A 22,233-nucleotide genomic window follows, 5' to 3' on the forward strand; every position below is an offset into this window, starting at 1 on the left:
ACCTGTCATGAACAGCGATCCTTTCAGTGGCCTGACCGAGTTTCTGGCGGTGGCCGAACTCAAGAATTTCACCCAGGCCGCCGCCCGCCTGGGCGTGACGCCCACCGCCGTGAGCCACGCCGTCAAAACCCTGGAAAAACGCACCGGTGTACTGCTGTTCCAGCGCACCACCCGGCGGGTCGCGCTGACCGAAGCCGGTGTGACGCTGTACACCCGGCTGCGCCCCGCCGCCGGGGAAATCGACGAGGCGTTGGCAGCGCTCGGCAATTTTCGCGATCGCCCCATGGGCACCCTGCGCCTGACCGTGCCGCGCCTGTCGGGCAAGCTGCTGATTGAGCCGTTGATCCCGCGTTTTCGTCAGGCGTTTCCGGATGTGATGCTCGATATTTCGCTGGATGACGCCACGGTCGACCTGGTGACCCAGGGTTTCGACGCGGGCATCCGCCTGGGCGATTCCATCGACAAAGACATGATTGCCGTGCGCCTCACCCCCGACTTGAGCTGGTCGGTGGTGGGCTCTCCGGCCTATTTCGCCAGGGCAGGCATCCCGCTCGCCCCCGAAGACCTGACCGCGCACGACACCATCGGCTACCGCTTCCTCACGTCCGGCATGGCCCACCGTTGGGAGTTCACCCGCGCCGGGCGGGAGTTCACCATGGGGGTTCAGGGCGCTCTGGTCGTCAATGACCGCAACCTGATGATCGCCGCCGCCCGCGCAGGCCAGGGGCTGGCGTACGTCAGTGACTTCGAGGTCCGGGACGACCTGGCCTCTGGCGCGCTGGTCAAGGTCTTGGCGCCTTTCGTCCCGCCCAGCGCCGGGCTGTACCTGTACTTTCCCAGCCGCACCCAGAGCCAACCCAAGTTGCGCGCGTTTATCGACCTGGCCACGGCGTGGGTCGCCGAAACGCGCGCCGGCTGAACCGGGGCCGTGCACTTCGTCGAAGTCTTTGTATACACATGTAGACTTATAAACTGTTCAGCCCTAAAGTCGGCACTGTCTCATTCCCTTCTCGGAGAAACGCATGGCAGAAACCGTTTTGGTCACAGGGGGCACCGGCTACGTCGCCGGGTGGTGCCTGGCGGGCCTGTTGCAACAGGGCTACACCGTGCGTACCAGCCTGCGCGACCTGGGCAAGGCCAGCAGCGTGCGCAGTGCGTTGCTGCACCAGGGCATCGACGATTCGCGGCTGAGTTTTTTCTGCGCCGACCTGACCCGTGACGACGGCTGGGACAGCGCCATGACCGGCTGCGACTACGTGCTGCACGTCGCCTCACCGCTGGGCCTTGAGGCCACGCAACAGCCACAGGACCTGATCGCGACCGCCCGGGACGGCACCTTGCGCATCCTGCGCTCCGCCACCCGGGCCGGTGTGCGCCGGGTGGTGATGACCAGCGCTGCCACGGTGGCCACACCCCCGCTGCAAAGCCCCGACAGCATGAGCGACGAATGGGTCTGGTTCGACCCCGACGAAACCGGCGTGCCGCCCTACCGCCAGGCCAAGCGCCTGGCCGAACGGGCTGCCTGGGACTTCATGGCAGACCAGCACGGCACCACGTTGACCACCGTTCTGCCGGGCGCCGTGTTTGGCCCGATCATGAGCCGTGACACCCTGGGCTCGGTGCAAGTCATCGCCCGGCTGCTGCAAGGCCGGGCCAAGGGCAACCCACGCCTGGGGTTTGAAGTGGTCGATGTACGCGACCTGGCCGACCTGCATATTCGTGCCATGACCTCACCGACCGCCCAATCACAGCGCGTGCTCGCCACCGGGGAATTTTTGTGGATGGCGCAAATATCCCAGGTGCTGCGTGAACACCTGGGAACGGCGGCGAGCAAAGTGCCGACCCGCTCGATTCCCGACTGGCTGCTGCGCCTGCTGGCACGTTTCGATCCACCGCTACAGGGGCTCACGCCCAACCTGGGACGCGCCCACCGCCACAGCAACGAAAAGGCGCGGCGGCTGCTCGGCTGGAACCCGCGCCCTGCCCGTGAAACAGTGATCGACTGCGCACGCAGCTTGATCCAACATCAAGCGCTCTAACCCCACCCCCCAAAAGGAAACACCATGTCACGTCGTTTACTCGCCGCTGCCTGCCTGATGCTGTCCTTCTCGGCCGTTAACGCCACCGAACGCTGGCAAACCCTGCCGCCCGTGCCCGCCCCCGTGGCCGGTGCACACGGCGCCTATGCCAACGTCAAAGGCGTGAAGATCTACTACAGCAAGGTCGGCCAAGGCTCGCCCGTGGTGCTGCTGCACAGCGGCCTGGCCCACGGTGACTACTTTGGCAACCAGATCAACGCCCTCAAGGGCAAGCACACCGTCATCACCATCGACAGCCGTGGCCATGGTCGCAGCGGGCGCGACAGCCAGCCTTTCGGTTATGACTTGATGGCCGACGACGTCGTCGCCGTGCTCGACAGCCTCAACATCAAGCGCGCCGATATCGTCGGCTGGAGCGACGGCGGCATCATCGGCATCGACCTGGCCCTGCGCCACCCCGAGCGTATCGGCAAAGTCTTTGCCTTCGCGCCCAACACCCAGACCTCCGGCGTGAAAGACGGCGTGGAAAAAAACCCGACCTTCGCCGCGTTCATCGAACGCAATGGCAAGGACTACGCCCGCCTCTCGCCAACGCCTAAGGAGTTCGATGCTTTCGTTGAGCAGATCAGCCACATGTGGGCCAGCCAGCCCAACTGGACGGATGCGCAATTGCAGAGCATCAAGACGCCGATCCTGATCGCCGATGGCGACCACGACGAAGCGATCAAGCGCGAACACATCGAATACATGGCCGCCACCATTCCCGGCGCGGGCCTGTTGATTCTGCCCAACACCAGCCACTTCGCCATGCTGCAAGACCCGGCATTGTTCAATGCCGCCGTGTCGGACTTCCTTGATAGCAAATAGACCCTGTACCCTGTGGGGCGAGCCCATCGCCCCACAACCGATAACAGGACTGCAATGCCCACGCCCTCTGCCGCCACACCTCGCCGACGCAACGCGGCTGCCACCCGCGACGCCATTCTGGACTCGGCACGAAAAGCCTTTGCGCGGTCCGGCTACGACGGCGCCGGTGTGCGTGAAATCGCAGCGGGCGCTGGGGTCACGGCGATGCTGGTCAACCGCTACTTCGGCTCCAAGGAACAGCTGTTCGCCGAAGTGGTCGCCTACACCATGGCCCGCCCAACCATCCTCACCGCGCAAAACCTGGCGCAGGAAAACCTGGGCAGCACCATGGCCGCCGCGCTGGTGAGTATCACCCGGGCGGGCAACACGCCGCTGGAAGGTTTTTTGATCATGCTGCACTCGGCCTCCAGCAAACGCGCGGCCGAAATCGGTCGTGAACAGATCGAAAAAGGGCATCAGGCAACCATGGCTGCCGCCCTCAAGGGCCCCCACCATCAAGAACGCGCTGCGCTGGTGATGGCGCTGGTGTCGGGCTTTCAGGTGATGCGCCAAATCGTCGAGTTGCAGGCGCTGGCCAATGCCGACCCACAGGTGCTGATCGACCTGCTGTCGCCGCTGTTCCAGCAATTGATCGACGGCCCCGCTTCCACCGCGTAAGCGCCCTACTCCCCGGTCATGCGTTCCAGGCTGTTGCTCAAATGCAGCAACATCGCGGCGCGGGCGGCGTCGGGGTCCTGGCGGCGGATGGCCTTCAAGATCGCCTCGTGCTCAAGGTTGGCCAGGCGGCCCAATTCCTTGAGGTCGGCGTCGCCGCGCTCCTGCGCATTGATACGGGTGCGCGGGATCACCGAATTGCCCAGGTGATAGGTGACGTCGGTGAAACAGCTGTTGCCGGTGGCCTGGGCGATCAGGCGGTGAAAACGCACGTCGGGCTCCACGCTGCTGTCGTTGTTGTCCAACGAGTCCTGATAGTCGTCCAGCGCCTGGCGCATCTGCTGCAATTGCTCATCGGTACGGCGCAGCGCCGCCAGCGCGGCGGCCTGGGTTTCCAGGCCCATGCGCAACTCCAGAATGCTGCGCACGCTCACGGCGGTGTCCGGCGCCAGATGCAGGCCGTGGCGTTCGTCGCGCGCCAGCACAAAGGTGCCCACGCCGTGGCGGGTTTCCACCAGCCCCGAGGCCTGTAAACGGGAAATGGCTTCGCGCACCACGGTGCGGCTCACCCCGTATTCGCCCACGATGGCCGACTCGGAGGGCAGTTTTTCGCCGGGCGTCAGTTGGCCCAGCAAAATGCGCTGACTCAAGGCACTGACGATGTCGTGGGCAAGACCCGGGGAACGCTTGCGCGGTAAGGCGGGGCTGGGAGTTTGCATGGGGAATTCCGGTCATGGGCGCCTGGCAATACTAACACTCTTGCGCACACCAACTTGTATGACAACAAATAAATACCGCCCTCTCGCACCACCACAAAATCCAAAAAACCCCTGAAATTAGCGTTGCAACCCGCAAAAACGCAGTTGTATGATGTCTATCAAGTTGTCAGACATCACCGACAACCCACCCAGATCCCCGCACAACAATAATCAGTGGGAGTTTTACCTCGTGACCCCTTCCAGCCCTGCGACAGCTGCGCCTGCCCTCGACCCCGTCCTGGCCCGCGCGATCAAGAAAGTGAAAAGCCATGTGCTGCCGCTCTTCGTGATCATGTTCATCGTCAACTACATCGACCGCGTCAACATCGGCTTCGTGCGTACCCACATGGAACACGACCTGGGTATCGGCGCGGCCGCCTACGGCTTTGGTGCCGGGTTGTTCTTTATCGGCTATGCGCTGTTTGAAGTGCCCTCCAACATGCTCCTGCAAAAAGTCGGCGCGCGTATCTGGCTGACCCGCATCATGTTCACCTGGGGTATCACCGCCACGCTGATGGCGTTTATCCAGAACGAAACCCACTTCTACATCCTGCGGTTTTTGCTCGGGGTGGCCGAAGCCGGCTTTTTCCCCGGGGTCATCTACTACTTCACCCGCTGGCTGCCCGGTGCGGAACGCGGCAAAGCCATCGCTATCTTCCTGAGCGGTTCGGCGTTCGCCTCGCTGATCAGCGGCCCGCTCTCCGGCGTGCTGCTGCAAATCACCGGCCTGGGCCTGCATGGCTGGCAATGGATGTACATCATCGAAGGCATGGCCTCGGTGGTGCTGTGCGTGTTCGTGTGGTGCTGGCTGGACGCCAAACCGCACGACGCCAAGTGGCTCAGCCGCGACGAACAGGACGCCCTGGTGGGTGAAATCGAGCGCGAACAGCGGGAACGGGACGCGGCAAACACGGTAAGACCCAGCCTGGGCCGCTTGCTCAAAGACCGGCAAATCGTGTTGTTCTGCGTGCTGTATTTCTGCATCCAGCTGACCATCTACGCCGCCACGTTCTGGCTGCCGAGCATCATCAAGAAGATGGGCGACCTGAGCGACATCCAGGTGGGTTTCTATAACTCCATCCCGTGGCTGATTTCGATCATCGCCATGTACGCCTTTGCCGCGCTCGCCAGCCGGGTCAAATTCCAACAGGCCTGGGTGGCCGCCGCCCTGCTGATCGCAGCGGCCGGGATGTTTTTCTCCACCACCGGCGGGCCGGTCTTCGCGTTTGTCGCCATCTGTTTTGCCGCGATTGGCTTCAAGTCGGCGTCGTCGCTGTTCTGGCCCATTCCCCAGGGCTACCTGGACGCACGGATCGCCGCAGCGGTGATCGCCCTGATCAACTCCATCGGCAACCTGGGCGGGTTTGTCGCGCCGACCACCTTTGGCTTTCTGGAACAGACCACCGGGTCCATCCAGGGCGGCCTGTATGGGCTGGCCGGTACGTCGATTCTCGCGGCGATCCTGGTGTTCTTCGCCCGCACCCTGCCCCGCGCCACCCTCGCCAACGCCCCGCAACCCGCGCCCGTCTTGAGCAAATAAGGAACGCCCCATGAACGCAGAACACCAACACCACGCCCGCCACGCCCCGGTCGTCACGCAGATGCAAGTCATCCCGGTGGCCGGGCACGACAGCATGCTGCTCAACCTCAGCGGTGCCCACGGGCCGTTTTTTACCCGCAACATCGTGATCCTTACCGACAGCGCAGGCCGCACCGGCGTGGGTGAAGTGCCCGGCGGCGAGCGCATCCGCGAAACCCTGGAGGATGCTCGCAGCCTGGTGATCGGCCAACCGATCGGCCAGTACCAGCGCATTCTCAACGCCATGCGCCAGGCTTTCGCCACCCGGGATTCGGCAGGCCGCGGCCTGCAGACGTTCGACCTGCGCATCACCATCCACGCGGTGACGGCCATGGAAGCGGCGCTGCTCGACCTGCTCGGGCAGTTCCTCGACGTGCCGGTGGCTGCCCTGCTCGGCGAAGGCCAGCAGCGCGATGCGGTCAAGATGCTCGGCTACCTGTTCTACATCGGCGATCGCCAGCAGACTAACCTGGCCTACCGCAACGAGCCCGACGGCGCCGACTGGTTCCGCCTGCGCCATGAACCGGCCATGACCCCCGAAGCCATCGTGCGCCTGGCCGAGGCCGCCAAGGCGCAATACGGTTTCAATGACTTCAAACTCAAGGGCGGCGTGCTGCGCGGTGCCGAAGAAATCGAAGCGGTGACCGCCCTGGCCGAGCGCTTCCCCGACGCACGCATCACCCTGGACCCGAACGGCGCCTGGTCACTTAAAGAAGCCATCGCCCTGTGCCGCGACCAGCACCAGGTACTGGCCTACGCCGAAGACCCTTGCGGCGCCGAAAACGGCTACTCGGGCCGCGAAGTCATGGCCGAATTCCGCCGCGCCACCGGGCTGCCCACCGCCACCAACATGATCGCCACCGACTGGCGGGAAATGGGCCACGCGATCCAGTTGCAATCGGTGGACATCCCACTGGCCGACCCGCACTTCTGGACCCTGCAAGGCTCGGTGCGCGTCGCCCAGATGTGCCACGAATGGGGGCTGACCTGGGGCTCGCACTCCAACAACCACTTCGACATCTCCCTGGCGATGTTCACCCAAGTCGCCGCCGCCGCACCGGGCGACATCACCGCCATCGACACCCACTGGATCTGGCAAGACGGCCAGCGCCTGACCAAAGCCCCGTTGCGCATTGTGGACGGGCACGTTCAGGTGCCGACCAAACCGGGGCTGGGGGTCGACATCGACATGGACGCCGTGGCGCACGCGCACGAGCTGTACAAAGGCATGGGTCTTGGCGCACGCAACGACAGCGTGGCCATGCAGTTCCTGATCCCCGGCTGGAGCTTTGATAACAAGCGGCCGTGCCTGGTGCGGTAGCGGATCTGCCCGCCACCGAGGGCGGCCTGAAGGACGGCGGGCGGTTAACTGGCGTGCTGACGCGCCACATGCAAGCGGTGCAACGTGATCTTGCGCACCTCCAGCTTGCTGGCCTCGATATGCGCCTTGAGCAGTTGCTGCGCCTGCTCACTGCGCCGCTGCAAGATGGCCTTGAGGATGCGCGCGTGTTCCTCGTAAGTGGCGGCGATGCGTGACTCCTGGGTGAAGTCCAGGCGGCGGATGATGCGGATTTTTTCGGTGATCTCGTAATGCATGCGCGCCATTTCACTGTTGCCGGTGGCTTGCACCAGGGCGCAGTGAAAACGCTCGTCCATTTCAGAAACCGCCTGGGTGTCGCGCAGGCGCGCGCTGTCGTCCACCAGCCACAGAAGCTTGAGGTCTTCCAGCACAGGGTTGGGGTGTTCTTCCATCAGGCACAGGCGGCTGACGGCCGCCAGTTCCAGCACGATGCGCACGTCGTACAGCTCTTCAAAACGCTTGAAGTCGAACGGGCGCACCTGCCAGCCACTGCGAAAATACACCTCCAGGTAACCTTCGCGCTCCAGCCGGTACAAGGCCTGGCGCACCGGCGTGCGGCTGGCGGCCATGCGTTCGGCCACCTCGGTTTCGCTGAAGCGGTCACCCGGCAGCAGGCGAAAGCCGAAAATGTCGTCCTTGAGTTGCAGGTAGATCCGTTCAGCCAGGTTCTCCGGACGGTCTTTGGACTTTTTCGGCGTTGCGATCTGCATGCTGGGTTTCCGGGTGAAGTGAGGTATCAGGCATCAGCCATTTCAAGTGCGTCGATGTAAAGCAAAACGTCGCCCGGCGCAACGGGTTTGCCAGGTGAACAACGCACTGCACCAATCGTGCCGTCAGCCGGGGCCAGTACCGCCAGTTCCATTTTCATGGCTTCGACGATCACCAGCTTGTCACCAGCCTGCACCCGTTGGCCTTCCTGCACCAGCACCTTCCACACGCTGCCGTTAAGGTCGGCGCACACCCGCTGCCCGGGGTGCTCGTCCTCATCTGCGGCGGCGTGGGGGTCAATCACCGGTGCCGTGCCCATGCCGTCGCCCTGCCAACGCTGCACTTCAGCGTCGAACGCCTGTTTCTGGCGGGACTGGAACTGCGCGATGCTCGAGGCGTTGGCCTCGAGAAAGGCCGTGTATTGGGCAAAGTCGAACTCGGTGTGTTCGATCCTGATCTGTGCACGGCCTTCACGGAAGGCTTCGCGCAGGCGCACCAGTTCGTCCTCCGGCACCGGGTAGAACTTCACCTGGTCGAAGAAATTCAGCAGCCAGGGCGCGTCGTCAGTGAACTGGGGGTTTTTGAGGTACTGGTTCCAGATCGGCAAGGTGCGCCCCACCAGTTGGTAACCGCCGGGCGAGTCCATGCCGTAGATGCACATGTACATGCCGCCGATGCCCACCGCGCCTTCGGGCGTAAAGGTACGGGCCGGGTTGTATTTGGAGCTGAGCAACCGGTGGCGCGGGTCCAGCGGTACGGCGCACGGTGCGCCCAGGTACACATCGCCCAGGCCCAGGACCAGGTAGCTGGCCTCGCACAGGATCTGGCGCACCTGCTCACGGTCTGCCAAGCCGTTGATGCGCTGCAGGAAATCGACGTTGTTGGGCAGCCACGGCGCCTCGGCGCACACCGTTTCCTGGTAGCGCTGCACAGCGCCCAGGGTGGTGCTGTCTTCAAAGGCCATGGGCAGGTGGAGGATGCGCGTCGGGACCTTGAGCTGCGACACGTCCGCCAGGCCCTGCTCCAGTTCGATCAGGTGGTGCACCAGGGTGTGTTGGTGCAGCACGCGGCTGTCATAACGCAGTTGCAGCGAGCACACCCCCGGCGCCAGCTCTTCAAGGCCGGCGATCGGCTGGGCCTTGAGCGCTTCCATCAACAGGTGGATGCGCAGGCGCAGGGCAATATCCAGCGCGTTGTTGCCGTATTCCATGAGGATGTAGCTGTCGCCCGCCTGGCGGTACACCACCCGTGGGCGCGAGCCCTCGGCCGCCAGTTCGGCGAGTACCGTCGCGGAGAACGTGTTGCCCGGTTGCAAAGCCGCTGCGGGCAAGGGGGCAACGCTGGCCGGGGCCAGGGTGGCCAGGCTGTCCTGCTGGGCCTGTTCGAGCAATTGCGCCTGTTCAAAACTGATGGGGTGAAAACGCAACGTGTCACCCGGTTTGACCTGCCCGACTTTCCACAGCTCGGCCTTGGCGATGGTCACCGGGCACACAAAACCGCCCAGGCTCGGACCGTCCTTGGCCAGGATGACCGGGAAGTCCCCGGTGAAGTTGATCGCGCCGATCGCGTATTCGCAGTCGTGCACGTTGGAGGGGTGCAAGCCCGCCTCGCCACCGTCTGCCCGCGCCCAGGACGGCTTGGGCCCGGACAGGCGCACGCCGAGGCGGTTGGAGTTGTAGTGCACTTGCCACTCGGCGGCAAAAAACGCGTCGATGGCTTCGGGTGTAAAGAAGTCTGGCGCGCCGTGGGGGCCGTAGAGCACACCGATCGTCCAGGTGTGGGTGTACTGAGGAATCAGCGCGGCGCTGACAGCCAAGGGCTCGCTGACCGGCGCGGGCGTGGTGCACGCCGCCAAGGCGGGCTGCGAGATGGCCAACATGTCGGCGTTACGCAATGTGCGGCCGGCGTGGCCACCCAACTGGCCCAGGGCAAACGTGGAACGGCTGCCTAAGTACACCGGCACATCCAGGCCGTTACGCACGGCCAGGTAGGTGCGACAGCCATTCAGCGCGCGGCCCAGCTTCAGCACCTGGCCGGACTTGACCTGAATCGGCGCCCAATAGGGCATCGCCTCGCCGTCCAGTTGCGCCGGGCACTCGGCCCCGGTCAGCGCGATCACCGCGTCGCAGTGAAACCGCAGGGTCGGGCCTTGCACGGTAAACTCCAGCCCCGCCGCGCTTTCATGGTTGCCCACGATGCGGTTGGCCAGGCGAAACGCGTAGTCGTCCATCGGTCCCGACGGCGGTACGCCGATGTTCCAGTAACCCAGGCGCCCGGGCACGTCCTGCACGCTGCTGTGGGTGCCCGGCTCCAGCACTTCGATGACGCTGGGGTTGAACACGCAGCTGTCGAGCATCCGCGTCCACACCTGGCCGGCCAAAAAGCGCGGCTCGGCGACGATCTGGCGCAGGTAATCCAGGTTGCTGGCGATGCCCTGAAGCCGCGTGGCCCCCAAGGCCGCTTGCAGTTTGGCGATGGCCTGTTCGCGGTCGTCGGCGTGCACGATCAGCTTGGCGATCATCGGGTCATAAAACGCCGACACCTCGGTGCCGGTGCTTACCCAGCCGTCCACACGCACGTCGCTTGGGAAGTACACCTCGGTCAACACCCCGGGGCTTGGCTGGAAGTTTTTCAGCGGGTCTTCGGCGTAAATCCGCACTTCAATCGCGCAGCCCGACGGCGCGCGGCGCAGGGCGGGCCAGTCCAGCGCGTCACCGGCGCCGACCCGCAGCATGCATTCGATCAGGTCGAGCCCTGTGACCATTTCGGTCACCGGGTGCTCCACCTGCAGGCGGGTGTTCACTTCCAGGAAATAAAACTCGTCACAGGCGCCGTCGTAGATGAACTCCACGGTGCCTGCGCTGCGGTACTGCACCGACTCACCGAGCTGCACTGCCGCCCGGTGCAAGGCCGCACGGGTGGCTGCTGGCAGGTGTGGCGCCGGGGTTTCCTCGACGACTTTCTGGTTGCGCCGCTGCAATGAGCAATCGCGCTCGCCCAACGCCACCACGGTGCCCTGGCCGTCACCAAAAATCTGCACTTCGATGTGCCGCGCCTGGTCCACGAAGCGCTCCAGAAACGCCCCCGAATCACGAAAGAACTGCTCGCCCATGCGCTTCACGCCGTCATACGCCTCGCGCAGGCCGGCTTCGTCGTCGCAACGCGTAAGGCCGATGCCACCGCCGCCCGCCGTGCTTTTGAGCATCACCGGGTAACCGATGCGCGCCGCCTCGTGCAGCGCGTGCTCCAAGCTGTCGAGCAGGCCGGTGCCGGGCGTCATGGGCACCTGGGCAGCGGCTGCCAGTTCACGGGCGCGGTGCTTGAGGCCGAACTCGCGGATCTGCGTGCCAGTGGGGCCGATAAAGGCGATACCGGCCGCCTCGCAGGCGTCGGCGAACTCGGCGCTTTCCGACAGAAAACCGTAGCCGGGGTAGATCGCCTGGGCGCCGGTCTGTGCGGCAGCGGCCAGGATCTTGTCGATGCGCAAGTAGCTGTCGGCAGCCTTTTCGCCATCGAGTGCGATGGCCACATCGGCCATCGACACATGGGCCGCGTTGCGGTCAGGCTGCGAATACACCGCCACACTCTTGATGCCCAGGCGCTTGAGTGTCCGAATAGCGCGTACGGCGATTTCTCCGCGGTTAGCGATGAGTACGGTATGAAACATGGGAAGCCCCTTTGGAATACTGGGTTGGCCCTCTTGATTGCCAGGAGGGCGGCGATCAGGCTTTTTGCAGGCTGGCGATATAGGCGCGCCAACCGCCGAACTCGGTGATGTCGGTGGCACCGGCCAGGGCCCAGGGTTCGCAGATGAACCCTTTGACGCTGCGCCCGTCGGCCAGGGTCAGGTTGCCGATGCCCAGCGGCGCGGGGATCTCGGCGACGAACTCGCCAAAGCGGGCGATGGGCATGTCCCACAGCTCGACGATGATCGAGCGACCGCTGTCGGCCTTGGCCAGCCCCGGTTTGGGCGGCACGGTGCCGGGCAGCGCGTGCAGGCGGTAGCTGTCGGCGGTGAGGGTCTGTTCCACCAGTACCGCGTTGCGGGTGGTGAGCTGGAAGTTCAGCGGCATGCCGGTGAGGTGCGCGCCCACCACGGCCACCCGCACGGTGCCCGGGGCCTGGCGGGCCGTGGCAGGCGCTGGCAGGAAGCGCTCGGTGGCGCCCAGTGGCAGCTCAAGGCTGGCCTGCCAGCGCTTGCCCAAGTGGGCCAGCGCGCTGTCATGCCAGGCCGGTGCAATCAGGGTAATGCCGGCCGGCAGGCCGTCGCTGCGCAGGCCCGCGGGCAAGGCCAGGGCGGACAAGTCCGCCAGGTTGGTGAAGTTGGTGTAATAGCCAAATTGCGCGTTGTAGAGCACCGGCTCCACGGCCATCTCGGCCTGGGTGCGAATCGTCGGCGAGGTGGGCACCAGCAAGGCATCGAAACCGGCCAGGGTGTCGTTGATCGTGCGGCTCAACTCAGCCCGCAGGTACTCGGCCTTGTAGGCATCGCAGGCGCTGTAGTGCAGGCCGTTTTCGACGATGCCGCGCACCACCGGATTAATCGCCTGCGCGTGGTTTTGCAGCATGCCTTCCAGCGCCACCGTGCGCTCCGCGACCCAAGGGCCAAAGTACAGCTGATCCGCCAGTTGCTGGAACGGGCGGAAATCCACCGGGGTGATCTCGGCGCCCAAGGTCTTGAAATGCGCCAGTGCCTGCTCGAACACGGCCTGGTTGTGGCTGTCGCCAAAGAACTCCAGGGTGGCCGGCACGGCCAGTCTGATCTGCGCGCCCACCGCCACCGGGGCGGTGTTGGGGTTGATGCGCGAATAGGCGTCGCTGGCGTCATACCCGGCCGCCACTTGGGCCACGGCGTCGGCATCGTCCACCGTCAGGGCAAACACCGAGACGCAGTCCACCGTGCGGCAAGCCGGCACCAGGCCGCTAGTGGAGAAGCGGCCCTTGGTGGGTTTCAAGCCCACAATATTGTTGAACCCCGCCGGCACGCGCCCGGAACCTGCGGTGTCGGTGCCCAGCGAAAACACCACCAGGCCCCGCGCCACAACCGACGCCGACCCCGAGCTTGAGCCGCCGCTGACATAGTCCGGGTTGAAACTGTTGGCCACCGCGCCAAACGGCGAGCGTGTGCCCACCAGGCCCGTGGCGAATTGGTCGAGGTTGGTCTTGCCCATCAAGACAGCCCCGGCAGCGCGCAACCGGCTGACCAAGGTGGCGTCCCGGGTGGCGCGATAGGCGAACTCCGGGCAGGCGGCGGTGGTGTCCCAGCCGTCGGCGTCGATGTTGTCCTTGATCGCGAACGGCACGCCATACAACGGTAACTTGCCGATGTCACCGCTCACGGCCGCCAGGCGCTCGGCCAGTTGCGCCAATTGGGCCCGCAGCTGTTCAGGGGTGGCGCGGGCGATCCACGCGCTGTCTTCGGCGGGAAACTGCTCGGCGAACGTCAGCAGGATGTCCGGGGTCAGCGCGCCGGTGCGGTAGGCGTCGTGCCATTCACCGAGGGTCCAGCCAAAAGCAGGGCAATGATCGTTTTGCATAGTGAATTCCATCTTGTATCCAAGTTTGGTTTTCTCTAAAGCAAGGGGTGGGCCAGTTTTTCAAAACCCGCGCAAGCCGTGGCTTCACGTGTGTGCCCGCAACCTCAACACGGCGCACAATGCCCCGTGATAGAGCATCCCAGCACCGATTGAGTGCCTTGCATGCGCCAAAAAAAGACATTTCGCGGACCGCCCGGTTGCGAGCGACGCGATACCGGCCTATGTTCCAAACCCTGCGTTAAACGCAACGGTCCGCCCTCTCGCAATCAGGTGACGACATGCCCCACTCTTCCCGCCCGGCCGTTCTGGAATTGATCGGCAACACGCCTCTGGTGCGCGTCAGCCGCTTCGATACCGGCCCGTGCACGCTGTTTCTCAAACTGGAATCACAAAACCCCGGTGGCTCGATCAAAGACCGCGTGGGCCTGGCCATGATCGACGCCGCCGAGCGTGACGGGCGCCTCAAGCCCGGCGGCACGATCATTGAGGCCACTGCGGGCAACACCGGCCTGGGCCTGGCGCTGGTCGGCCGGGCCAAGGGCTATCGGGTGGTGCTGGTGGTGCCGGACAAAATGTCCACCGAAAAAGTCCTGCACCTCAAGGCCATGGGCGCTGAAGTGCACATCACCCGTTCGGACGTCGGCAAGGGTCATCCCGAGTACTACCAGGACGTGGCCGCGCGCATGGCCAAGGACATTCCCGACGCGTTTTTTGCCGACCAATTCAACAACCCCGCCAACCCCCTGGCCCATGAAACCAGTACAGCCCCGGAAATCTGGGCACAGACCCAACATGACGTGGACGCGATTGTGGTCGGCGTCGGTTCGGCTGGCACCCTCACCGGCCTCACGCGCTTTTTCAAGCGCGTGCAGCCCGACCTGGCGATGGTGCTGGCGGACCCGGTGGGTTCGATCATGGCCGAATACAGCCGCAGCGGCGCCCTGACCCCGCCCGGCTCGTGGGCGGTGGAAGGCATCGGCGAAGACTTCGTGCCGTCCATTGCCGACCTGTCCAGCGTGCGCCACGCCTATTCCATCAGCGACCAGGACAGCTTCGACCACGCCCGCCAATTGCTGCGCGCCGAGGGTATCCTGGGCGGCTCGTCCACCGGCACCCTGCTCGCCGCCGCCTTGCGTTACTGCCGCGAACAGACCGAGCCCAAGCGCGTGGTCACCTTTGTGTGCGACACCGGCACGCGTTACCTGTCCAAGGTCTACAACGACCAATGGATGACCGACCAGGGCCTGCTGCGCACCAAGCACTACGGCGATTTGCGTGACCTGATCGCACGGCGCTTTGAAGACGGGCGCGTGATCAGCGTCGGCCCCGACGACACCCTGCTCACCGCCTTCCAGCGCATGCGCCTGGCGGACATCTCGCAACTGCCAGTGCTGGTCAACGGCAACGAACTGGTGGGGGTGATCGACGAATCCGACCTGCTCCTGGGCTTGCACCAGGACGCATCGCACTTTTCCATGAGCGTGGCCAGCGCCATGACCCGCTCCCTGCACACCCTGGCCCCCACGGCCAGCCTGGCTCAATTACAGGCCGAGCTGGACCGCGGGCTGGTCGCAATCATTGCCGACGCTTCAGGCTTTCACGGCCTGATCACCCGCGTCGACCTGCTCAACCACCTACGGAGATCCCTTGCATGACCCAGTCCGATAAAAACGCCTTTGCCACCCGCGTGATCCACGCCGGCCAAACGCCCGACCCCACCACCGGGGCGCTGATGCCGCCGATCTACGCCAACTCCACCTACCTGCAAGACAGCCCCGGCGTGCACAAGGGGTTTGACTACGGGCGCTCCCACAACCCCACCCGCTTTGCGCTGGAGCGCTGCGTGGCCGACCTGGAAGGCGGCACCCAGGCGTTCGCCTTCGCGTCCGGGCTGGCAGCGATTTCCACGGTGCTGGAACTGCTCGACGCCGGTGCCCACATCGTGTCCGGCAACGACCTGTACGGCGGCACCTTCCGCCTGTTCGACAAGGTGCGCCAACGCAGCGCCGGGCACCGCTTCAGCTTTGTCGACCTCACGGACCTGGCCGCGTTTGAAGCGTCCCTGCAAGACGACACGCGCATGGTCTGGGTCGAAACCCCGAGCAACCCGCTGCTGAGCCTCACCGACCTTGCCGCCATCGCCCGTATCTGCCGCGACCGCAACATCATCTGCGTGGCCGACAACACCTTTGCCAGCCCGTGGATCCAGCGGCCATTGGAATTGGGTTTTGACGTGGTGGTGCACTCCACCACCAAGTACCTCAATGGTCACTCCGACGTGATCGGCGGCATCGCCATCGTCGCCGACCCTGCCCTCGCCGAGCGGCTGGGCTTTTTGCAGAACTCCATCGGCGCCATCGCCGGGCCCTTCGACGCGTTCCTCACCCTGCGCGGCGTGAAGACCCTGGCCCTGCGCATGGAGCGCCATTGCAGCAACGCCCTCCAACTGGCGACCTGGCTGGAACAACAGCCGCAAGTGGCCCGCGTGTACTACCCAGGCCTGACCTCGCACCCGCAACACGAACTGGCCAAGCGGCAGATGCGCGGCTTTGGCGGGATGATCTCGATTGACCTCAACAGCGACCTCGCCGGGGCACGTCGCTTCCTGGAAAACGTGAAAATCTTTGCCCTGGCCGAAAGCCTGGGCGGCGTGGAAAGCCTGATCGAACACCCGGCCATCATGACCCACGCCACCATTCCCGCCGCTACGCGGGCGCAGTTGGGGATTGGCGATGGGCTGGTGCGACTGTCGGTAGGGGTCGAAGACCTTGAAGACCTGCGCGCCGACCTGGCGCAGGCACTGGCGACGATCTAAGGCTTGGGGTAGCGGTGTGTCAGGCGCTCGAGAGCGGCTGACACACCGTCATCGCGGGCAAGCCCGCTGCGGCTCAACGCCGTTTGGCTTGGGCACCGAAGCCCGTCACAACGAGGTACAACAGCGGGCCTATCGACACAAAAACCGCCGTCAACGCCCAGTAAGGCAGCACCGAGACAAAGGACCGCCCGTTGCTACGTGCATCCCGGTACATCCATGCACACGCCAGGGCGCCCATCAGATACAGGTCGATCACTACCTGAGCCGTGTCCGGCCGCGACAACAGTTCCAGCCCGAACGCCAGCAGCGACTGTTCGGCCGTCAGCAGCGTAGCCAACGTGTAGGCGGTGAATCCCAGCAATGCGGCCAGGGCCAGATAAGGTCGGTTCATGCGCTCTTCCTTGAAAGCTTGAGTGGCGGAGCGCCATCTTAGCGAGCACCGCTGGGTCACTTCAATCACAGACCTGGGCATCGCCAAGCAACTCAAGACCTGTGCTCAACCGTAGTTTTCCAGCCAATGTGCGTAAGGCGCCGGCAAGGTCCAGGCCGCCTTATCGACATTCAACTCCTTGGCCGCAGCGTAGACCCAATGCGGGTTCGCCAGGTGCGCACGGCCGATCAACACCAGGTCCAACTCGCCCGTTTTCACCGCCTCTTCAGCCAACCGAGGGGTGCCGAACCCCCAGGCGGCGCTCACTGGCAGACCGGTTTCATGGCGCACACGCCCGGCAATCGAGCCCAGCAGCGCAGGCCCCCAGGGGATCGTTGCAGCAGGCGTCGAGAACCCAAGGCTGACACTCAGCAAATCAAGCCCACCGGCCTTGAAACGGCGCGCCAACTCAATGGACTCGGCCAGGTTCTGCTCATCATGACCGTCGTATTCAACGACGCCCAGGCGTGCGGTGAGCGGCAGGTTTTCTGGCCAGACCTCACGCACGGCCGCGAGTGTTTCCAACAGGAAACGGCAGCGGTTGTCAAAGCTGCCGCCATACGCATCGGTGCGCTGGTTGGAGTACTGCGAAAAAAAGCTCTGCCCCAGGTAGCCATGGGCAAAGTGCAGCTCGAGCCATTCAAAACCGGCATCACGGGCACGGCGGGCAGCCTCGACGAAGTTCTGGCGAACCCGGGCAATGTCCTCAAGGGTCATGGCCTTGGGCACTTGGGGCATACCTGCACCAAACGCGATAGCGGAAGGCGACAGGGTGTCCCAGCTACGCGGGTCGTCCCGGTCAATATGGACGTCCCCTTCCCAGGGGCGATGGGTACTGGCCTTGCGGCCTGCGTGACCAATCTGGATGCCGGGCACGGCCCCTGCCGCCTTGATCGCCTTGACCACGGGCACGAAGGCCTGGGCATGCGCGTCGCTCCAAAGGCCCGTGCAGCCCGGGGTGATACGACCCTCCGGCGCGACGGCCGTGGCTTCGACAATGAGCAAACCGGCACCGCCACGGGCCAGGCTCGCCAGGTGCACGTGATGCCAATCGTTGGCGATGCCGTCTTCAGCCTGGTATTGGCACATCGGTGGGATCGCAATGCGATTGCGCAGCGTGACGTCTTTGAGAGTGAACGGTGCAAAAAGTGCAGACATGGGCAAGCTCCTGAAACATCTATTTACGATTGTTCGATAATATTCGAACAATGGCAATTAATGGAAGCCCCGTTATGATGGGCACCATGCGCGCCCACAAACACCCCACCGCCGAAGAACTCACCCTTGAACGCCTGTTCTATGCGCTCAGCGATCCTGTGCGGCTGGAAATCGTGCGCAACCTGTCCGTCGAACTCGAGAACACCTGCAGCGCCTTGGCCTGCGGGCGCCCCAAGTCCAGCATGTCCCATCACTTTCGTGTGCTGCGCGAGTCAGGCCTGGTGATGACGCGTAATGTCGGGACCACCCACATGAACTCGCTGCGTACCGACGTACTGGAAAAACGCTTCCCCGGCCTGCTGGCCAGCATCCTCGCCCAGCGCTGATCAACGCGAAGGCAACAAAAAGATGAACTAACCCGCCCGTGACACGATCCTCTCCTGTGCGCAGTCAATCTGCGACCGCCAAATCGGTGGCATTGGAGAACAAGGAGCCGTCATGACCGTTACTGCCCACCCGCCCTACCGCAGCACGCCGGGGCCGCTGCACGCGACCCTGCTGGCTGGCAGTGTGCCGCTGTTTCTCGGCGCGCTGCTCAATGATCTTGCCTACTTCAAGACGTACCAGATTCAGTGGAGCAACTTCGCCTCCTGGCTGATTGCCGGCGGCTTGGTGTTCTGCGGGCTGGCGTTGCTGTTTGCGCTGGTGAACCTGGCCCGCGCACCGCGCAAGGCCGGGCGACCGGCACTGTATGTGGTGTTGCTGCTGGTCACGTGGGGCGTGGGCTTCATTAACGCCCTGGTGCATGCCCGCGATGCGTGGGCGGTGATGCCCACCGGCCTGGTGCTGTCGCTGATCGTGGCCGTGCTGGCCTGCGTGGCGACCTGGGCAGGCCTTTCGCCCACTGACGCGGAGGATCGCCCATGAAAACCGCCAGTACCCTGACAATGTTGAGTGTGGCGCTGCTGCTGAGCGCCTGCGGTGAACCGGACAGCGTTCAAACCCACGGCCCCGACCCCAAGTTGCCGGAGCCACAGCGCGGCCTGCTGCCCACCATGAAGATCGCCGACCCCGCGCAATGGGGCGACCGCAAGCCCAGCGTGCCTGAGGGCTACAGCATCACGGCGATCGCTACCGACTTGAAAGTGCCCCGCCAGACCCTGGTGCTGCCCAACGGCGACATCCTGGTCGCCGAAGGCCACGGCGGCAATGCGTCGCCGCTCAAACCCAAGGACGTGATCGCCAGCCTGATCATGGCGCGCGGCACCACGCCGGTGAAAGGTGGCAACCGCCTGACCCTGCTGCGCGATGCCGACGGTGACGGCACCTACGAAACCCGCACGGTGTTTGCCGACAACCTCAACGCGCCTTACGGGCTGGCCTACGCCAACGGCAAGCTCTATGTGGCCAACCAGGATTCGCTGGTGCGCTTCGACTACGCCGACGGCCAGACCAAGGCCAGCGGCCCGCCGGTGAAAATCACCGACTTGCCGGGTGAGATCAACCACCACTGGACCAAGTCGCTGACCATCACCCCGGACGGCCGCTCGCTGTTCGTGGGCATCGGCTCCAACAGCAACATCACCGAACGCGGCCTGGAAGTGGAACTCGACCGTGCCCGTGTCTGGCAGGTGGATGCCGCCACCGGGGCGCACCGCACCTATGCCACTGGCCTGCGCAACCCCACGGCGCTGGCGATTCAACCCGGCACCGGGCAACTCTGGGCGGTGGCCAACGAGCGTGACGAACTGGGCCCGGACCTGGTGCCCGACTACCTGACCTCGGTGCGTGAAGGCCAGTTCTATGGCTGGCCCTACAGCTATTGGGGCCAGCACGTCGACACCCGCGTGCAACCACAAGACCCGGCCAAGGTCGCCGCTGCGATCAAGCCCGATTACGCCTTGGGTTCTCACGTGGCCGCACTGGGGCTGGCCTTCTCGATCCCGGCCATGGGCGAGCGATTCGCCAATGGCGTGTTCGTGGGCGAGCACGGCAGCTGGAACCGGGAAAATCCGGTGGGCTACAAAGTGGTGTTCGTGCCGTTCAGCAACGGGCAACCGTCCGGTGAACCCCAGGACTTCGCAGCAGGCTTTCGCACCGCCGAAGGCAAAACCCTGGGACGGCCAGTGGGCGTGACCGTGGACCCCAAAGGTGCGCTGATCATCGCCGATGACTTGTCCAACATCGTGTGGCGCGTGACGCGTAACCGCTGACGCAACCCGGCGGGCCCGGATTATCGGGCCCGCCTCTTTTACAGCACGGCCTGCGCAAACTGCGCATAAAACGCCAGCGAGGCCACGTTCTTGTCCTTGGCTTCGAGCATGATGTCGAAGCGGTCAAGAAACCCCACCGCGTATTGATTGGTCCAGCGGTTCCACATCTGGCGGCTGTGGGCATACAAGTCGCGCTTGGACAGCACCTGCAACAACGCCGGCATCTGCAACTTGTGCCCGGCATCAAACCCCTGCTCCTGCAACTGCTCCTGAGGCTGGGAGTAATGCATCGTGGGCCGCACACCACGCCAACTGTCGATCACCTGTTGAACCCGGGCATCGTCGTGGGCGATGTAGTCGTCTTCGTGGATCCACAAGTGGTGGATGTCCAGCACCACCGGCGCCAGGTCGGCCATTTGCAGGCAGTGGTCCAGGCCGTAGGTTTTCTCGTCGTTTTCAAACGTGATGCAGTTGCGCGCCACTTGCGACAGGCGCGGCCACACGGCCCGCGTGCCCTCTACCCCCAGGCGACCGGCGATGTGCACGTTGCACTTGAGGTCCTGGAAGCGCTGCCCGTAGCCCATCATGCGGATCATGTCGGCATGGTACTCAAACTCAGCCACGCTGTTTTCCACCACCCCGGGGTTGTCCGACCCCAGCACGCAATACTGTCCGGGGTGAAACGACAGGCGAATGTCGGCTGCGCGGGCGCAGTCGCCAATCGCCGCAAACCCTTGGGCCAGCACCTGCTGGATGGCCGGGTCCTGGTAAAACGCCGCCACCTTGGGGTGGCTGTAGAACGGCAGCAGGTCGCTGCTCAGGCGCAGCATGTGCAGGGCCGGCGGCAAGGTCGCCACATAGGCCAGCAAACGCAATTGCGCCGCCAGGTTGTGGTGGATGATTTCAATCAGTTTGTCATGGGCCACCTGCGGCGCCACCCCGTCCATCCAGCGCAGTGTGGTGGTGCGCGGGTTGAACGGGCCTTCGATCAGTTTCAGCTCGCTGGCCGACAGGTCGCGCTCGGGATGGTGGTACTGGCACGCAAAGCCGATTCGGGGCTGGCTCATGAGAGGTCCTGGCAACGGGGAATCGATGAGGATACAGCAGCGAGCCGCGTCAGGCGCGCAACCACTTCCAGCGTTGCAGTTCATCGGCCATGTAGCGGCCAAATTGGTGCGCGGAGTCGGCCACGATATCGATACCGTTTTCCATCAGCATCGACCGCGTCTGGGCGGCGTGCAGCGCGGTGACGATCGCCCGGTTCAACTGCTCGATCAGCGGTGCAGGCGTACCGGCGGGCGCAACAAAGCCCAGCCAATTGTTCAACGCATAGCCCGTGAGCCCCGCCTCTTCCAGCGTCGGCACCTGAGGCAACGCACTGCAACGCTGCGGCGTGGTCACGGCCAACGCGCGCAAGGTTTGTGCACGCACTGGCGGCAACATGGAAGCGGCGTTGTTAAAGCTCAGGTCCAGGCTGCCCTCGTGCAGGGCGGTGTACAGGTCGCGCGTGTCGGGGTAGGCGCGATGCTCAAGCGTCACGCCGGTGAGTTTCTGAAACAGAAGCCCCGCCAGGTACGGCGCACTGCCTACGCCGGAGCTGCCGTAGGTCAGGGTCTGGCGCGACGCCAGCGTGACCAGCTGTGCCACGCTGGCGGCGCCCAGGGACAACCGCGTGCCCAGCACCAGCGGCGAGCGGGTGGCCAGGCACACCGGGGCAAAATCCTGCAATGGGTCGTAGCCCAAGTCGCTGCGCAGGTTGGGGTTGATGGCGTGGGTGCCAAAGGTCGCGACCAGCAAGGTATTGCCGTCCGGTGGGCACGCCCGCGCCACCCGGGCGGCTATCGCGCCCAGCTCGCCGGGCATCAGCTCGATGTGCACCGGGCGGCCCAGCGCGGCGGTGAGCGCGGGCGCCATGCTGCGCAGCAGGTCGTCCGAGGCGCTGCGCGGGGAAAACCCGATGAGGATGCGCAGCGGCGCCGAAGACGCCCGTGGCGCAGGCGCGCCGGTGTCGGTCGCCGCCTGCACCGGCACGCTGCCGGCCATTGCCACGGCCCAGGCCCACAGGCTTTTGTAGAGGATGTCGCGTCGGCTGTAGGTGTACATGCAAAACCTCGT

Annotated in this window: 19 protein-coding genes; 11 read left to right on the forward strand and 8 right to left on the reverse strand. The window is 64.6% G+C overall.

The window, feature by feature from the left end; genetic code table 11:
* Positions 1-7: 7 nt before the first annotated feature.
* From ACW9H9_RS06575 to ACW9H9_RS06590, 4 genes are all read left to right on the forward strand, one after another.
* The gene (locus tag ACW9H9_RS06575; RefSeq protein ID WP_457342348.1) at positions 8-919 is read left to right on the forward strand and encodes a LysR family transcriptional regulator; all 912 of its coding nucleotides are present in this window, start codon (positions 8-10) and stop codon (positions 917-919) included.
* A gap of 103 nt (positions 920-1,022) precedes the next feature.
* Positions 1,023-2,039 (forward strand): NAD-dependent epimerase/dehydratase family protein, encoded by a 1,017-nt coding sequence (locus ACW9H9_RS06580; protein WP_457342349.1) that lies wholly within the window; start codon positions 1,023-1,025, stop codon positions 2,037-2,039.
* 24 nt (positions 2,040-2,063) lie between these two features.
* Positions 2,064-2,906 (forward strand): alpha/beta fold hydrolase, encoded by an 843-nt coding sequence (locus ACW9H9_RS06585; protein ID WP_457342350.1) that lies wholly within the window; start codon positions 2,064-2,066, stop codon positions 2,904-2,906.
* A 54-nt stretch (positions 2,907-2,960) separates the two neighbouring features.
* On the forward strand, positions 2,961-3,563 hold the full coding sequence (locus ACW9H9_RS06590; protein WP_457342351.1) for a TetR/AcrR family transcriptional regulator: 603 nt from the start codon (positions 2,961-2,963) through the stop codon (positions 3,561-3,563).
* A gap of 5 nt (positions 3,564-3,568) precedes the next feature.
* Here the strand turns inward: ACW9H9_RS06590 and ACW9H9_RS06595 are convergent, their stop codons facing one another.
* Positions 3,569-4,279, reverse strand: a complete 711-nt coding sequence (locus ACW9H9_RS06595) for a FadR/GntR family transcriptional regulator (protein WP_457342352.1) — start codon at positions 4,277-4,279, stop codon at positions 3,569-3,571.
* A 229-nt stretch (positions 4,280-4,508) separates the two neighbouring features.
* Here ACW9H9_RS06595 and ACW9H9_RS06600 point away from each other — a divergent pair, with 229 nt between their 5' ends.
* Both ACW9H9_RS06600 and gudD read left to right on the forward strand, forming a co-directional pair.
* Complete coding sequence (locus ACW9H9_RS06600) at positions 4,509-5,858, forward strand: MFS transporter (RefSeq protein ID WP_457342353.1); 1,350 nt, start codon at positions 4,509-4,511, stop codon at positions 5,856-5,858.
* A 10-nt stretch (positions 5,859-5,868) separates the two neighbouring features.
* Positions 5,869-7,218, forward strand: a complete 1,350-nt coding sequence (gene gudD / locus ACW9H9_RS06605; protein ID WP_457342354.1) for a glucarate dehydratase — start codon at positions 5,869-5,871, stop codon at positions 7,216-7,218.
* A gap of 44 nt (positions 7,219-7,262) precedes the next feature.
* Here the strand turns inward: gudD and ACW9H9_RS06610 are convergent, their stop codons facing one another.
* From ACW9H9_RS06610 to atzF, 3 genes are read right to left on the reverse strand one after another with little or no spacing between them, the layout of a single operon-like run.
* Positions 7,263-7,967: a GntR family transcriptional regulator gene (locus tag ACW9H9_RS06610; protein WP_457342355.1), complete on the reverse strand. Its 705-nt coding sequence runs from the start codon at positions 7,965-7,967 to the stop codon at positions 7,263-7,265.
* A gap of 26 nt (positions 7,968-7,993) precedes the next feature.
* A complete protein-coding gene (gene uca, locus ACW9H9_RS06615; RefSeq protein ID WP_457342356.1) occupies positions 7,994-11,632 on the reverse strand; it encodes an urea carboxylase in 3,639 nt (1,212 codons plus the stop codon).
* 55 nt (positions 11,633-11,687) lie between these two features.
* Entirely contained in the window at positions 11,688-13,502 is a 1,815-nt protein-coding gene (gene atzF / locus ACW9H9_RS06620) for an allophanate hydrolase (RefSeq protein ID WP_457342357.1), read from the reverse strand.
* Positions 13,503-13,780: 278 nt separating this feature from the next.
* On the opposite strand from atzF, the gene ACW9H9_RS06625 reads away from it, so the two are divergent.
* Entirely contained in the window at positions 13,781-15,157 is a 1,377-nt protein-coding gene (locus ACW9H9_RS06625; protein ID WP_457342358.1) for a pyridoxal-phosphate dependent enzyme, read from the forward strand.
* Positions 15,154-16,317: a cystathionine gamma-synthase gene (locus ACW9H9_RS06630; RefSeq protein WP_457342359.1), complete on the forward strand. Its 1,164-nt coding sequence runs from the start codon at positions 15,154-15,156 to the stop codon at positions 16,315-16,317. The genes ACW9H9_RS06625 and ACW9H9_RS06630 overlap by 4 nt, the downstream gene beginning before the upstream one ends.
* Before the next feature lie 73 nt (positions 16,318-16,390).
* On the opposite strand, the gene ACW9H9_RS06635 is transcribed toward ACW9H9_RS06630, so the two are convergent.
* Positions 16,391-16,708: a DUF2834 domain-containing protein gene (locus ACW9H9_RS06635; protein WP_457342360.1), complete on the reverse strand. Its 318-nt coding sequence runs from the start codon at positions 16,706-16,708 to the stop codon at positions 16,391-16,393.
* Between the two features lie 105 nt (positions 16,709-16,813).
* Positions 16,814-17,905 (reverse strand): NADH:flavin oxidoreductase/NADH oxidase, encoded by a 1,092-nt coding sequence (locus tag ACW9H9_RS06640; RefSeq protein ID WP_457342361.1) that lies wholly within the window; start codon positions 17,903-17,905, stop codon positions 16,814-16,816.
* Between the two features lie 50 nt (positions 17,906-17,955).
* Between ACW9H9_RS06640 and ACW9H9_RS06645 the strand changes: the two genes are divergently transcribed.
* The 3 genes from ACW9H9_RS06645 to ACW9H9_RS06655 all read left to right on the forward strand — a co-directional run bounded on the left by ACW9H9_RS06645 (position 17,956) and on the right by ACW9H9_RS06655 (position 20,118).
* Entirely contained in the window at positions 17,956-18,291 is a 336-nt protein-coding gene (locus ACW9H9_RS06645) for an ArsR/SmtB family transcription factor (RefSeq protein ID WP_457342362.1), read from the forward strand.
* Positions 18,292-18,403: 112 nt separating this feature from the next.
* Positions 18,404-18,832: a DUF2231 domain-containing protein gene (locus tag ACW9H9_RS06650; protein WP_457342363.1), complete on the forward strand. Its 429-nt coding sequence runs from the start codon at positions 18,404-18,406 to the stop codon at positions 18,830-18,832.
* Positions 18,829-20,118: a PQQ-dependent sugar dehydrogenase gene (locus tag ACW9H9_RS06655; RefSeq protein WP_457342364.1), complete on the forward strand. Its 1,290-nt coding sequence runs from the start codon at positions 18,829-18,831 to the stop codon at positions 20,116-20,118. The genes ACW9H9_RS06650 and ACW9H9_RS06655 overlap by 4 nt, the downstream gene beginning before the upstream one ends.
* A gap of 38 nt (positions 20,119-20,156) precedes the next feature.
* On the opposite strand, the gene ACW9H9_RS06660 is transcribed toward ACW9H9_RS06655, so the two are convergent.
* Both ACW9H9_RS06660 and ACW9H9_RS06665 read right to left on the reverse strand, forming a co-directional pair.
* The gene (locus ACW9H9_RS06660) at positions 20,157-21,185 is read right to left on the reverse strand and encodes a UV damage endonuclease UvsE (RefSeq protein ID WP_457342365.1); all 1,029 of its coding nucleotides are present in this window, start codon (positions 21,183-21,185) and stop codon (positions 20,157-20,159) included.
* A 49-nt stretch (positions 21,186-21,234) separates the two neighbouring features.
* Positions 21,235-22,221: a Bug family tripartite tricarboxylate transporter substrate binding protein gene (locus ACW9H9_RS06665; RefSeq protein WP_457342366.1), complete on the reverse strand. Its 987-nt coding sequence runs from the start codon at positions 22,219-22,221 to the stop codon at positions 21,235-21,237.
* Positions 22,222-22,233: the final 12 nt, after the last annotated feature.

The sequence above is a fragment of the Pseudomonas sp. SDO5215_S409 genome (assembly GCF_054071325.1).

Coding starts and splice junctions, on each gene's coding strand:
- ACW9H9_RS06575 (WP_457342348.1), top strand. CDS start 8: ATGAACAGCGATCCTTTCAGTGGCCTGACCGAGTTTCTGGCGGTGGCC.
- ACW9H9_RS06580 (WP_457342349.1), top strand. CDS start 1,023: ATGGCAGAAACCGTTTTGGTCACAGGGGGCACCGGCTACGTCGCCGGG.
- ACW9H9_RS06585 (WP_457342350.1), top strand. CDS start 2,064: ATGTCACGTCGTTTACTCGCCGCTGCCTGCCTGATGCTGTCCTTCTCG.
- ACW9H9_RS06590 (WP_457342351.1), top strand. CDS start 2,961: ATGCCCACGCCCTCTGCCGCCACACCTCGCCGACGCAACGCGGCTGCC.
- ACW9H9_RS06595 (WP_457342352.1), bottom strand. CDS start 4,279: ATGCAAACTCCCAGCCCCGCCTTACCGCGCAAGCGTTCCCCGGGTCTT.
- gudD (WP_457342354.1), top strand. CDS start 5,869: ATGAACGCAGAACACCAACACCACGCCCGCCACGCCCCGGTCGTCACG.
- ACW9H9_RS06610 (WP_457342355.1), bottom strand. CDS start 7,967: ATGCAGATCGCAACGCCGAAAAAGTCCAAAGACCGTCCGGAGAACCTG.
- uca (WP_457342356.1), bottom strand. CDS start 11,632: ATGTTTCATACCGTACTCATCGCTAACCGCGGAGAAATCGCCGTACGC.
- atzF (WP_457342357.1), bottom strand. CDS start 13,502: ATGCAAAACGATCATTGCCCTGCTTTTGGCTGGACCCTCGGTGAATGG.
- ACW9H9_RS06625 (WP_457342358.1), top strand. CDS start 13,781: ATGCCCCACTCTTCCCGCCCGGCCGTTCTGGAATTGATCGGCAACACG.
- ACW9H9_RS06630 (WP_457342359.1), top strand. CDS start 15,154: ATGACCCAGTCCGATAAAAACGCCTTTGCCACCCGCGTGATCCACGCC.
- ACW9H9_RS06635 (WP_457342360.1), bottom strand. CDS start 16,708: ATGAACCGACCTTATCTGGCCCTGGCCGCATTGCTGGGATTCACCGCC.
- ACW9H9_RS06640 (WP_457342361.1), bottom strand. CDS start 17,905: ATGTCTGCACTTTTTGCACCGTTCACTCTCAAAGACGTCACGCTGCGC.
- ACW9H9_RS06645 (WP_457342362.1), top strand. CDS start 17,956: ATGGCAATTAATGGAAGCCCCGTTATGATGGGCACCATGCGCGCCCAC.
- ACW9H9_RS06650 (WP_457342363.1), top strand. CDS start 18,404: ATGACCGTTACTGCCCACCCGCCCTACCGCAGCACGCCGGGGCCGCTG.
- ACW9H9_RS06655 (WP_457342364.1), top strand. CDS start 18,829: ATGAAAACCGCCAGTACCCTGACAATGTTGAGTGTGGCGCTGCTGCTG.
- ACW9H9_RS06660 (WP_457342365.1), bottom strand. CDS start 21,185: ATGAGCCAGCCCCGAATCGGCTTTGCGTGCCAGTACCACCATCCCGAG.
- ACW9H9_RS06665 (WP_457342366.1), bottom strand. CDS start 22,221: ATGTACACCTACAGCCGACGCGACATCCTCTACAAAAGCCTGTGGGCC.